The following is a 12437-nucleotide window of genomic DNA, read 5'->3' as shown; positions in this document are numbered from 1 at the left end:
CCGTAGGGTTGTGACCAAAATTGTCTCAGACTTCGTTATGAAACTCGGAAATGAATTGTCATTCCTTTCGTTTCATGCCTCGTCTGATAAAATTTTTGCCAACAACGCAATGTATATCTGATCAATTAACAAGCCCTATGGCAATTGACAAGAAAAATAATTGCTCAATGCGTACATGTTAAATTGCCGAAACTATCAAGGTAAATGGCTGAACATGACATTGTTTTTATGTTTATCCCTACCTAGTATAAAAGAAAATTTAAACAAAATGAGTAAAAATTATCATGCCATCTGCATTAAAAGGATTGAAAGTTCTCGATTTTTCTACTTTGTTACCTGGTCCATTCGCAAGTATGTATCTTGCAGACATGGGTGCAGAAGTTATCCATATTGAATCACCGACTCGTCCAGACTTAGTAAGGATTATGCCACCTTATGCGAACGGTCAGGCGACAGCGCATAGTTATTTAAACCGTAACAAGCAGTCGATTGCACTCGATTTAAAAGAAGCAGCCAATATTGAAATGATCAGGAACAAGATTTCCGAGTTTGACATCCTGCTGGAACAGTTCCGTCCAGATGTGATGCGCCGTTTGGGCTTGGACTATGAAACCCTGGCAGAGATCAATCCACGTTTAATCTACTGTTCAATTACAGGCTACGGTCAAACAGGTACTTATAAAGACCGTGCAGGGCATGACATTAACTATCTGGCACTGGCAGGTGTTTCTGGTCATAGTGGTCGTCAGGATGGTGGCCCACCGCCATTGGGCATCCAGATTGCCGATGTTGCGGGTGGTTCACTGCATGCGGTGATTGGTATTCTCGCAGCTGTGGTCGAACGTCAGCGCAGTGGCATGGGGCAATACATAGATATTTCTATGACGGACTGTGTGGTTAGTTTAAATAGTATGGCCGCCTCAGCAAGTTTGGCTGGTCAGACACCGCAAGGTCCTGAGCAAGGGATGCTGAATGGTGCTATTTTCTATGACTATTATGAAACCAAAGATGGTCGTTATTTCTCTGTAGGAAGTTTAGAACCACAGTTTATGACTGGGTTAGCTGCTGCATTAGATTTACCTATATTGATGGCAAAAGGTAGTTCTTTTGACCCTGAAGACCGTCAAGCGATTAAACAAGCCTTAAAGGAAAAGTTTAGCTCCAAAGATTTTGCTGAGTGGCAATCAATTTTTTCGCAATTAGATATTTGTGTTGAGCCAGTGTTGAGCTTGGATGAAGCTTTGACTTCACCGATTGCAAAACAACGTGGTTGGGTGGTCGATGTGCCTTTATCTGAAAATACAGATCAAACTGAGCCTCAATTAGCATGCCCAATCAAATTTTCACGTTCTCAAATGCGTTATCAATTTATCGGACAGGGATTAGGTCAAGGAAAATGGTAGAAAAAATGTGCATACAATCACAACTTGGTGAAATATTGCACATTTAATCAAGTGATTAACATTTTGAATAAATTAATCAATTAAAAATGGGCGTAACCTTTTATATACAAAAGCATAAAAGAGAGGTGGTCCTACGTGTTTGAACAACTAAAAGCTTATTTATAAGTGATATTCTGCTCTAGTTAAGCTACCTTATTTTGTTGTGGTAGCTGGTCTCTTGTAGCTTATGCATTGCCAGATAAGAACTAATTTCATTTAGAAAATGATTGTAAAAGCTCAGATTCGTCTGAGTTTTTTCTTTTTGGGGCAATTAGATAGGCTTATCAATAAAATCGTTATTAAATATGCAAAAAAAGCATTTTGTTGATGAATAAAAGCTCGCTATGCTAGTTGCCTTTATAATGAATGACTAGCCATACGCCATGTATTTATATACGGATTTCGATCAACAACTGATTAACCAACGTGTTGCTCAGTTCCGCGATCAAACAGAACGCTATTTAGCAGGAAAATTGACCGAAGACGAATATCGTCCATTACGTTTGCAAAATGGTCTGTACGTGCAACGTTATGCACCTATGCTCCGTATCGCTGTGCCGTATGGCTTGATGAATACTAAACAACTCAGAAAAATTGCTGAAATCGCGACTGAATATGATCGTGGTTATGCCCACGTTTCAACTCGTCAAAATATTCAGTTGAACTGGCCTGCTTTAGAAAATGTACCTGATATTCTTGCAGAGCTAGCAACAGTACAAATGCATGCAGTACAAACATCAGGTAACTGTATTCGTAATACCACCACTGATCAGTTTGCAGGCGTGGTTGCAGGTGAGATTGCAGATCCACGTCCAACGTGTGAATTAATTCGTCAGTGGAGTACTTTTCATCCTGAATTTGCGTTCTTGCCACGTAAGTTCAAGATCGCCGTGTCTGCTCTGGAAGAAAAAGACCGTGCCGCAACTGCTTTCCACGATATTGGTGTTTATATCGTTCGCAATGAAGCGGGCGAAATGGGCTATAAAATCATGGTTGGTGGTGGCTTGGGCCGTACCCCAATCATTGGTAGCGTAATCCGTGAGTTCTTACCACGTGAAGACTTGATTGCCTATCTTGAAGCGACCTTGCGTGTCTATAACCTGCATGGCCGTCGAGACAACAAATACAAGGCACGTATTAAGATTCTCGTGAAAGCACTCACACCAGCAGTGTTCGCAGAAAAAGTTGAGGCTGAATTTGAGCACACCCGTGAAGCATTGAAGATTCAGCCTGAGATCTTGAAAAAATTAGATGCAGAATTCACTCCATTTGATTATCAAGATTTAGAAGATCAGGATTTTTCAGCACTGTTTGCTGAACATCCAAAATTTAAGCAATGGTTTAACGTCAACACCAATGCACATAAAGTCAAAGGCTATCGTATCGTCACGATTTCACTAAAACGTGCAGGCGTTGCCCCTGGTGATGTGACTTCTGAAGAAATGAATTTAATTGCTGACTTGGCAGATAAATACACCTTTGGTGAGTTCCGTACCACACACGAACAAAATATTTCACTTGTGGATGTACCACAAAAAGACCTGTTTGAATTGTGGCAAACACTTGAACAACACAACATGGCACGCGCGCATATCGGCTTTATTACCGATATTATTTGCTGCCCAGGTGGTGATTTCTGTTCATTGGCCAATGCGAAATCCATTCCAATTTCAGAAGCGATAAGCCGTCGTTTTGAAGATTTAGATACCATTTATAATTTGGGTGAACTTGATCTGAATATCTCAGGCTGTATGAATGCCTGTGGTCATCACCATGTTGGTAACATCGGTATTTTGGGAGTCGATAAGAAAGGTGCTGAGTTCTATCAAATCACTTTAGGTGGTCACGCTGATCACGATGCGTCGTTGGGGGACATTCTGGGGCCATCGTTTGCTGCGGATGCCGTTCCTGATGTGATTGAAGAAATCCTCAATACCTATCTTGACTTGCGTACAGAGGGTGAGCGTTTCATCGACACTTACCGCCGTGTTGGCATCCAGCCATTTAAGGAGCGTGCTTATGCTTAATACATCGCTACAAGTGCTTTCTAAAGATGGCACGATTGCAGACAATAGCTATCAAGTGATTGCTGAAGATGGTCTGATTCCGCAAGGTGATGTAGTGCTGACCACTGCACAACTTGATCAGTTGACACAGGTACAAGGTAAAAAGGCTTTATATATCACGGTCAATGATTCACCTGAAACCCATCAATTTCCATTAAATGAACTAGATGCAATTTTTATCGAGTTTGCTGGTTTTGGTGATGGTCGGGGCTACTCCTTTGCTGCGTTATTACGCCGTCAGGGCTATCAGGGTGAATTACGTGCAGTAGGTGATGTGTTTAAGGATGTTTTAAATTATTTGAAACGTTCTGGCTTTGATACCTTTGTTGTCAAAGAGGGCAAGGACATTCACGAAGCGGCTGCTGGACTTCAGGATTTTACTCACCCTTATCAGGCTTCAACCGCAGTGCCACAGGCCAGTTATCAAACAGGTGCGTAAGTATCCTCAAAGCAAAAGCTGAACTACGGTTCAGCTTTTTTATTATATGCAAATATTGATGCTTAGAACTTCATCAAAAAATTATTTAGATGAAGTCTTTATTCTGTTATTTATATGCTCTCAAGCTGACAATTGACCATCCATTTTATCCCGAACTGATCGGTAAATGCACCGTAGAGTGCACCCCAGAAAGTTTTCTCCAGTTGCATTTCAATATGACCATGTACTGAAAGCTGGTTAAATAAACGTCGTGCTTCCGTTTCATCATATTCAAGATTAATCGAAATATAATGGTTATTTCCCAGTGTAAACACACTATTTGCTGCACAAAACTGATCGTTGACATCCGATCCCATCAGAACCGTAAATTCATTGATCGGTAAGGAAACGTGCAGGATTAAACTTTTATCGACTTCAGAAAGCATGACTCCCTCAGTGGGTGGCATATCTCCATAGCGACTAATCATGGAAAATTCACCGCCAAACACAGACTGGTAAAAAATGAATGCCTGTTCGGCCTGTCCTTTGAAATTGAGATAATGATTGAGTTGCATGGGAAATTCCTTGTTGTTTTTTTATACACAACATAACTTATCGGGATTTTTAGATAAGGTGCATTATTTTTTTGTAATTATGAAAATAAAAAATCCTGCATCAAGCAGGATTTTTAATAGAAAAGAATGATAGATATTTAGATCAATTCAATCGCAACAGCAGTCGCCTCACCACCGCCGATACACAGTGCCGCAACACCTTTCTTGCCACCCGTACGTTTAAGTGCATGAATCAGGGTCAAAATGATACGCGAACCGGTAGAACCAACTGGGTGTCCAAGAGCACAGGCACCACCATTGATATTGACTTTTTCTGCATCTAATTTGAAGTCATCAATTGGACACATGGTCACCATGGCAAATGCTTCGTTGATTTCCCAAAGGTCAACGTCTTGCGCATCCCAGCCCGCCTTGTTCAACACTTTCTGAATTGCACCTACAGGCGCAATGGTAAATTCAGATGGATGCTGGGAATTTGATGCGGTTGCAACGATTTTTGCCAAAGGTTGTAAGCCACGTTGAGCAGCCACATCACTGTTGGTAAGTACAAGTGCAGACGCGCCGTCAGAAATTGAGCTGGCATTCGCCGCAGTAATGGTACCGTCTTTGGCAAAAGCTGGTTTTAAGCTTGGGATTTTATCCAGCTTGGCATTTAAAGGTTGCTCATCCTGATCAACAACCACATCACCTTTACGGCTTGAGACGGTTACAGCAACGATTTCATCCTTGAAATAACCTTCAGTAATCGCTTTTTGGGCACGTTGTAAAGAACGAATGGCAAAGTCATCCATTTGCTCACGGGTATAACCACGTGTATTTGCCATGTCCTGGGCAAATGAACCCATTAAGCGACCAGTTTCAGCATCTTCAAGACCATCAAGGAACATATGGTCCTTAATTTCCCCATGACCCATACGGTAGCCTGCACGTGCTTTGGGCAATACATAAGGTGCATTGGTCATGGATTCCATACCGCCTGCAACCACAATTTCAGCACTGCCTGCCTTGATCATGTCAGCTGCCTGCATAACCGCTTTCATGCCAGAGCCACACAGCTTGTTAATTGTCACTGCGCCTGTTGAGTCAGGTAAACCAGCCTTACGCATTGCCTGACGGGCAGGGCCTTGCTTTAAGCCTGCTGGTAACACACAACCCATGATGACTTCTTCTACATCAGTTGGCTGTAGACCAGCACGGGCAATTGCTTCTTTAATTGTGATTGCACCCAGTTCTGGTGCAGTTGCACTCGATAATGCACCTTGGAAGCCGCCCATTGCCGTACGGGCGCCATTGACAATTACGATGTCAGTCATTGTGTGTCTCCAGACTTATAATTTGCAGAGAATGTTCAAAACCTATGCAGTATAGTAAAAAAAAACAGTGAATAAAGTGTTTTATGTCGCCTTGCCTAGACTGAAGAGTTTTTAGCAGGTGGGTGTTTTCTCAAATCGTGGATGCCCCATACGACCAATGACCAGTTTTGAGTGATAATCCAGTGAATTGGAACAATAGATAAAGCTACCATTTGAAGCGAAAGGCAAGCCATTTTCCTGCTGGAAGATAATGTATCGTGGGGAAGAGCCAAAGCCTCTATAGCTTAGTGAACCATATTTATGATTAAGTGTGCTGGCAAATAACAAGGTTTCGTCATTGTCACGTTGTCTATTCTTATTGCTATCTATAAAGCTAATAAAACCCTTGTTCCAGTCATTATGGCAACTCTCTAAATCCTGACTTGGGCAAATGATCACGTTTTTATGGTAAATTTGTGCATCAATCTTTGCTTTTTGTATGTTCATTGTGAGTATTCTAATGGTCTGGTTTGACTCCCAGGAAGCCAGTAAATGATGAAATGCTGGAATTGCGAAAGCGACTATTATGGACAAAATAGTCGTGGTCACCACCATTTCGGTTAAGGTAAAACCTAATGTTGTTTTCATGTGAAACCCAAGTAATTTTTGTTTAAATATATAAATAACAAAGTGTTAAAATGTGTTTTTAAAATTAAATAATACATTAACCCATATTTAGGCCATTATTTAAATAGAAATGCTACATAGCAAATAAATAAAAACTTGCGAACGATAATTGATTATTACTTTACATGGGAATTGAAAATTTACTGAACTACAACGGAAATTGTAAGAAATTTTGTCAATAATTTACTAGGTTAAAGTTATCAAGCACTTGGAAAATTACTCGAGTGTTTGTATGATACAAAGTTAAGTGAATAGCTTAAAAAGAACATTTTAAGTGCTTGATGCTTATGAGTGGTCAAAAATTATAGGCTAAACTTAACAACAAACAAATGTTATCTCTGGAGGATATCCATGAAATTGAGTCGTATTGCACTTGCTATGCTTGTTGCTGCTCCTTTAGCTGCTGCTAACGCGGGCGTAACAATCACTCCATTATTGCTTGGTTACACATTCCAAGACACTAAACACAACAATGGTGATAAGCACTTAACTAACGGTGGCGAACTACAAGACGATTTATTCGTTGGTGCTGCTATTGGTGTTGAATTAACACCTTGGTTAGGTTTCGAAGTTGAATATAACCAAGTTAAAGGTGATGTTGACAGCCTTGCTGCTAACTCTGAATATAAGCAACAACAAATCAACGGTAACTTCTATGTTACTTCTGATTTGATCACTAAAAACTATGACAGCAAAATCAAGCCATATGTATTGTTAGGTGCTGGTCATTACAAATACTCTTTTACTGATGCTAATGAAGCAGAGTTAGGTCGTGTTGGTCGTGGTTTGAAAGAAGAAGGTACTCTAGGTAATGCTGGTATCGGTGCTTTCTGGCGCTTAAACGATGCTTTATCTCTTCGTACTGAAGCTCGTGGTACTTATAATATCGACGAAGACTTCTGGAACTACACAGCACTTGCTGGTTTAAACGTTGTTCTTGGTGGTCACTTGAAGCCAGCTGCACCAGTAGTTGAAGTTGTTCCAGTACCAGTACCAGTACCAGTACCAGTTCAGCCGCAGCCACAAGAGATGACTGAAGACCTTAACATGGAACTTCGTGTATTCTTTGATACCAACAAGTCAGACATCAAGCCGCAGTACAAGTCTGAAATTGCGAAAGTGGCAGAGAAATTGTATGAGTATCCGAATGCGACTGCTCGCATTGAAGGTCACACAGACAACACGGGTCCACGTAAGTTGAACGAACGTTTATCTTTAGCTCGTGCCAACTCTGTTAAGTCTGCACTTGTGAATGAATACAATGTTGATGCATCTCGTTTATCTACTCAGGGTTTCGCTTGGGATCAACCGATTGCAGACAACAAGACTAAAGAAGGTCGTGCTATGAACCGTCGCGTATTCGCTGCGATCACTGGTAGCCGTACTGTTGTTGTACAACCAGGTCAACAAGCTCAGTAATTGAGTCTTGATGATATGAAAGGGCGGCTCAATTGAGCCGCTTTTTTTATATCTATGTCTCGTCCTAATTAAGGTTGACACTTTCCATTCCTAAAATTGGAGAGTGTTATGACTAGAGTGCTTAGAAGAACACAACGAGATTATAGTCTCGTCTTTAAATTATCAGTTGTTGACCAAGTCGAAAAAGGTGAAATGATTTATAGGCAGGCACAGGATAAATATGAAATACAGGGCTGTTCAACAGTATTGGTTTGGCTTCGCAAGCATGGTAACCTAGACTGGAGTCAGTGAGCACTCTCTTTTCATCCAGGTAAAACCTCCATGCCCAATACACCGCTCACGCTAGAACAAAGAATTAAAGAACTTGAGCACCAACTTGTCAACACTCAACAAAAAGCTGAATTCTTTGAAACTGTTGTAGATGTACTCGAAAGAGATTATGGAGTCAGCATTGTAGAAAAGCCACGAGGCAAGTCATCAGGGAAAAGCAAGAAACGGGGATAAGTATTATGCAATGCTGCCGTTATCTTGGAATGACTCGTCAAGCCTATTACAAGCAATGCAAGTAGGAATCTCTACGCATTAAAAAGGATCAGGCCATTTGCATTAAAATATAAAACGCCCAATGAGGTTTATCAGGCATTTTATAGTTGAAATAAGTGTCAACCTATTTTAGGACGGGACACTGTCTTAATAATTCCCGAATTCTCCTGTTGCACGTTGTTTCGCCCATTCTCTTAAAATAAATTTCTGTAATTTCCCTGTCGATGTTTTCGGAATCTCAGTAATTACCACATCTTTAGGAACTTTAAAGCGCGCCAGCTCCTTTTCGCAATGTGCAATAATCTCTTCTGCGGATGCAGATGCACCCTGTTTTAATTCAATAAAGGCACATGGCACCTCCTGCCAGCGTTGATCTGGTTTTGCCACAACCGCTGCGGTAAGTACGGCAGGATGGCGATAGAGCACATCTTCCACTTCCAGGGAGGAAATGTTCTCACCACCTGAGATAATAATATCCTTGGAGCGGTCAGTAATCTTGGCATAACCGTCAGGATGATAAACCGCCAAATCTCCTGTATGAAACCAACCGCCTTTAAAAGCTTCTTCAGTCGCTTGTGGATTTTTGAGATAACCTTTCATCACGATATTGCCACGGAACATGATTTCGCCCATGGTTTGCCCATCATTCGGTACCGGTTGCATTGTTTCAGGATCAAGTACTCGCATACTGTCTTGCAATGGGTATGGTACGCCTTGGCGAGAATGAAGCTGCGCTTGCTCCTGAATAGATAAATCACTCCAGCCAGCCTGTGATGCACATAATGCCGATGGACCATAGGTTTCGGTCAAACCATAAACATGGTTGACGTTGATGCCGATATGACGCATGCCCTCAATAATCGCAACGGGCGGGGCAGCTCCAGCCACCATGACTTCGATGTGATGATCAAATGATGTGCGTTGATCTGTTGGGGCATTGATCAGCATGGACAATACAATCGGCGCACCACAGAAATAATCGACCTTATACTCAGCGATATATTTAAAGATCAATACAGGATCAACCCTGCGTAAACAGATATTGGTGCCACCACTTGCGGCAATTGACCAGGCAAAACACCAGCCATTACAGTGGAACAATGGCAATGTCCATAGATACACCGCACGCGGCTTCATCCCACAGGCCAAAATATTACTTGCCGCATTGAGGTAAGCACCACGATGGTGATAAACCACGCCTTTCGGATTGCCTGTTGTACCAGAGGTATAGTTGAGGCTAATCGCATCCCATTCGTCCTGTGGGAGTAACCATTCAAAATCTGGATTACCCTGTCCCAGCCACGACTCATATTCATACTGGCCAATTGCAACCTGTTCACCCTCAAACGCATGGTCAAAAACATCAATCACAATAATATTTTGAGTGATCAGCTTTAACGCTTCTTCTGCAAGGGTTTTAAATTCAGGGTCGACAAGCAGTACTCTTGATTCCGCATGTGTGAGCATGAAAGCAATAGTTTTTGCATCCAAGCGAGTATTCAGCGTATTGAGTACAGCACCTGCCATTGGTACTGCAAAATGAGCTTCGATCATTGCAGGGACATTTGGTAACAGTACCGAAACGGTATCGTTTTTTTGAATACCTAGATTTCTGAGTTGATGTGCAAACTGGCGACAGCGTTGATAGGTTTGCTGCCATGTAATTTGACGTTCACCATGAATAATGGCTGCCTGATTTGGGTAAATGTAGGCGGCACGCTCCAGGTAACGCAATGGTGATAAGGCAACAAAATTTGCTGGTGTTCGTGGTAACTCATCATATGCACTGACCATGTGTACTGCTCCATTGCTGTTCTTGTCAGGTTTATTTATATCCACACCAACATAGTGTTTCGCCCAGTCTAATTCATTTAGGCTTTAGTATGAGACGATTCCTTGATTGTTCCTGTATTTTTCTGAATCAAAGGTTTCATCCGCATCTAAACCTGTGTAAAATCTTGAGTACTTTTTTATCCGCCGTTTTTTATCTTTTGAGGATTCCTCCTCAATACATAATCTCGCGGTGATATGCTCCTTCGTATAGGGCATCACTCCTTAAGGATTTTATTATGCCAATCATTACTTTACCAAATGGTGATCAGAAACAGTTTGATCATCCGATTTCCGTGATGGAACTTGCTCAAAGCATTGGTCCAGGTCTTGCAAAAAATACAGTTGCTGGCCGTATCAATGATCGTTTGGTGGATGCTTGTGATTTAATCACAGAAGATGCGACAGTTCAGATTATTACCCCGAAAGATGAAGAAGGTCTAGAGATCATTCGTCACTCATGTGCGCACTTGGTAGGACATGCGGTTAAGCAATTGTTCCCTGAGGCGAAAATGGTTATCGGCCCAGTCATTGAAGAGGGTTTCTATTACGATATCTGGATGCCACGCCCATTTACTTTAGATGATATGGCGGCGATCGAAGAGCGTATGAAAAAGCTCATCGATCAAGACTATGATGTCATCAAAAAAATGACATCACGTGATGAAGTGATTGCAGAATTTACAGCACGCGGTGAAGAATACAAATTACGCTTGATTGCAGACATGCCGAATGAAACACAAATGGGCTTGTACTACCATCAAGATTATTTGGATATGTGCCGTGGTCCACACGTGCCAAATACTAAATTTTTAAAAGCATTCAAACTGACTAAAATGTCAGGCGCTTATTGGCGCGGGGATGCGAAGAATGAACAGTTACAACGTATTTATGGTACAGCGTGGGCAGACAAAAAACAGCTTGCAGCTTATATCAAACGTATTGAAGAAGCTGAAAAGCGTGACCACCGTAAAATTGGTAAAGCTTTAGACCTGTTCCATATGCAAGAAGAAGCACCGGGTATGGTGTTCTGGCATCCAAATGGTTGGACGATTTACCAAGTGCTTGAACAATACATGCGTAAAGTTCAGCAGGACAATGGCTACCTTGAGATTAAAACACCACAAATCGTAGATTTCACTTTGTGGGAAAAATCAGGCCATGCGGCCAACTATGCGGACAACATGTTTACGACTCATTCAGAGAGTCGTAACTATGCTGTTAAGCCAATGAACTGTCCTTGTCACGTACAAGTGTTTAACCAAGGCTTGAAATCTTATCGTGATTTGCCAATTCGTTTGGCCGAGTTTGGTTCATGTCATCGTAACGAACCATCTGGTTCATTACACGGCATTATGCGTGTTCGTGGCTTTACTCAAGATGATGCACATATTTTCTGTACCAAAGAGCAAATTGGTAAAGAGGTTGCAGACTTTATTAAACTGACTTTAGATGTTTATAAAGACTTCGGCTTTGAAGAAGTGCAAATGAAACTTTCAACACGTCCTGAAAAGCGTGTCGGTGATGATGCACTTTGGGATTTAGCAGAAAAATCTCTTGCTGATGCTTTGGATGATGCAGGCTTGGCTTGGGACTTACAACCAGGTGAAGGTGCATTCTATGGTCCGAAGATTGAATTTTCATTGAAAGATTGCTTAGGCCGTATCTGGCAGTGCGGTACGATTCAATGTGACTTCAACTTACCAATCCGTTTAGATGCGTCTTATGTCACTGAAGACAATGATCGTGATCAACCAGTCATGCTTCATCGTGCAATTCTTGGTAGTTTTGAGCGTTTTATTGGTATACTAATTGAACACTATGCGGGCTTTATGCCACCATGGTTAACACCAATTCAAGCGTGTGTTATGAATATTACTGATTCACAAGCAGAAGCGTGTGAACAAGTGGTTGAAAAACTCAAAGAAAATGGTCTTCGTGCTATTTCTGACTTGAGAAATGAAAAGATCGGATTTAAGATTCGTGAGCGTACCCTAGAGCGTATTCCTTACCTTCTGGTTCTTGGTGATCGAGAAGTTGAAGAAGGTACTGTTAATGTGCGTACTCGCTCAGGAAAAAATTTAGGTACTATGTCAGTAGATGCATTTATTGACCTAGTGAAATCTGCCGTTGCCGAACGCGGCCGGTACATTGTGGAGTAATAA

Annotated in this window: 9 protein-coding genes and 1 pseudogene; 6 read left to right on the top strand and 4 right to left on the bottom strand. The window is 41.6% G+C overall.

From position 1 onward, the window contains the following. Window positions 1-284: 284 nt before the first annotated feature. From F972_RS11350 to F972_RS11340, 3 genes are all read left to right on the top strand, one after another. On the top strand, window positions 285-1403 hold the full coding sequence (locus tag F972_RS11350) for a CaiB/BaiF CoA transferase family protein (protein ID WP_004769810.1): 1119 nt from the start codon (window positions 285-287) through the stop codon (window positions 1401-1403). 422 nt (window positions 1404-1825) lie between these two features. Beyond that, window positions 1826-3469, top strand: coding sequence for a nitrite/sulfite reductase (locus F972_RS11345; protein ID WP_004769808.1), 1644 nt, complete (start codon window positions 1826-1828; stop codon window positions 3467-3469). Then, window positions 3462-3947 (top strand): DUF934 domain-containing protein, encoded by a 486-nt coding sequence (locus F972_RS11340; protein WP_004675657.1) that lies wholly within the window; start codon window positions 3462-3464, stop codon window positions 3945-3947. The genes F972_RS11345 and F972_RS11340 overlap by 8 nt, the downstream gene beginning before the upstream one ends. 110 nt (window positions 3948-4057) lie before the next feature. Here the strand turns inward: F972_RS11340 and F972_RS11335 are convergent, their stop codons facing one another. From F972_RS11335 to F972_RS11325, 3 genes are all read right to left on the bottom strand, one after another. Continuing rightward, window positions 4058-4501 carry a VOC family protein gene (locus F972_RS11335; RefSeq protein ID WP_004683058.1) on the bottom strand — a complete coding sequence of 148 codons (444 nt, stop codon included), beginning with the start codon at window positions 4499-4501 and terminating at the stop codon, window positions 4058-4060. 137 nt (window positions 4502-4638) lie between these two features. Beyond that, entirely contained in the window at window positions 4639-5814 is a 1176-nt protein-coding gene (locus F972_RS11330; RefSeq protein WP_004683057.1) for a thiolase family protein, read from the bottom strand. Window positions 5815-5925: 111 nt separating this feature from the next. Continuing rightward, window positions 5926-6441 (bottom strand): GspH/FimT family pseudopilin, encoded by a 516-nt coding sequence (locus F972_RS11325; protein ID WP_004683055.1) that lies wholly within the window; start codon window positions 6439-6441, stop codon window positions 5926-5928. 390 nt (window positions 6442-6831) lie between these two features. Between F972_RS11325 and omp38 the strand changes: the two genes are divergently transcribed. Then, complete coding sequence (gene omp38, locus F972_RS11320; RefSeq protein ID WP_004769807.1) at window positions 6832-7899, top strand: outer membrane protein Omp38; 1068 nt, start codon at window positions 6832-6834, stop codon at window positions 7897-7899. A 108-nt stretch (window positions 7900-8007) separates the two neighbouring features. Then, window positions 8008-8459, top strand: a pseudogene (locus tag F972_RS16325) (IS3 family transposase); the annotation flags it as partial. Between the two features lie 130 nt (window positions 8460-8589). On the opposite strand, the gene F972_RS11305 reads toward F972_RS16325, so the two are convergent. Next, the gene (locus F972_RS11305) at window positions 8590-10236 is read right to left on the bottom strand and encodes an acyl-CoA synthetase (RefSeq protein ID WP_004757241.1); all 1647 of its coding nucleotides are present in this window, start codon (window positions 10234-10236) and stop codon (window positions 8590-8592) included. A gap of 275 nt (window positions 10237-10511) precedes the next feature. Between F972_RS11305 and thrS the strand changes: the two genes are divergently transcribed. Beyond that, window positions 10512-12434: a threonine--tRNA ligase gene (gene thrS, locus F972_RS11300; protein ID WP_004757242.1), complete on the top strand. Its 1923-nt coding sequence runs from the start codon at window positions 10512-10514 to the stop codon at window positions 12432-12434. Window positions 12435-12437 lie beyond the last annotated feature (3 nt).

This window comes from Acinetobacter sp. CIP 102529, from assembly GCF_000368325.1.
Taxonomy (GTDB): domain Bacteria; phylum Pseudomonadota; class Gammaproteobacteria; order Pseudomonadales; family Moraxellaceae; genus Acinetobacter; species Acinetobacter parvus.
The sequence above is the reverse complement of the archived record's forward strand: the minus strand, read 5'-3'. Positions and strand labels throughout refer to the sequence as shown.

Bases quoted from the DNA above. Each gene is read 5' to 3' on its own strand.
- F972_RS11330 (WP_004683057.1), bottom strand. From the start codon at position 5,814: ATGACTGACATCGTAATTGTCAATGGCGCCCGTACGGCAATGGGCGGC.
- F972_RS11335 (WP_004683058.1), bottom strand. From the start codon at position 4,501: ATGCAACTCAATCATTATCTCAATTTCAAAGGACAGGCCGAACAGGCA.
- F972_RS11350 (WP_004769810.1), top strand. From the start codon at position 285: ATGCCATCTGCATTAAAAGGATTGAAAGTTCTCGATTTTTCTACTTTG.
- F972_RS11325 (WP_004683055.1), bottom strand. From the start codon at position 6,441: ATGAAAACAACATTAGGTTTTACCTTAACCGAAATGGTGGTGACCACG.
- F972_RS11305 (WP_004757241.1), bottom strand. From the start codon at position 10,236: ATGGTCAGTGCATATGATGAGTTACCACGAACACCAGCAAATTTTGTT.
- F972_RS11340 (WP_004675657.1), top strand. From the start codon at position 3,462: ATGCTTAATACATCGCTACAAGTGCTTTCTAAAGATGGCACGATTGCA.
- F972_RS11345 (WP_004769808.1), top strand. From the start codon at position 1,826: ATGTATTTATATACGGATTTCGATCAACAACTGATTAACCAACGTGTT.
- omp38 (WP_004769807.1), top strand. From the start codon at position 6,832: ATGAAATTGAGTCGTATTGCACTTGCTATGCTTGTTGCTGCTCCTTTA.
- thrS (WP_004757242.1), top strand. From the start codon at position 10,512: ATGCCAATCATTACTTTACCAAATGGTGATCAGAAACAGTTTGATCAT.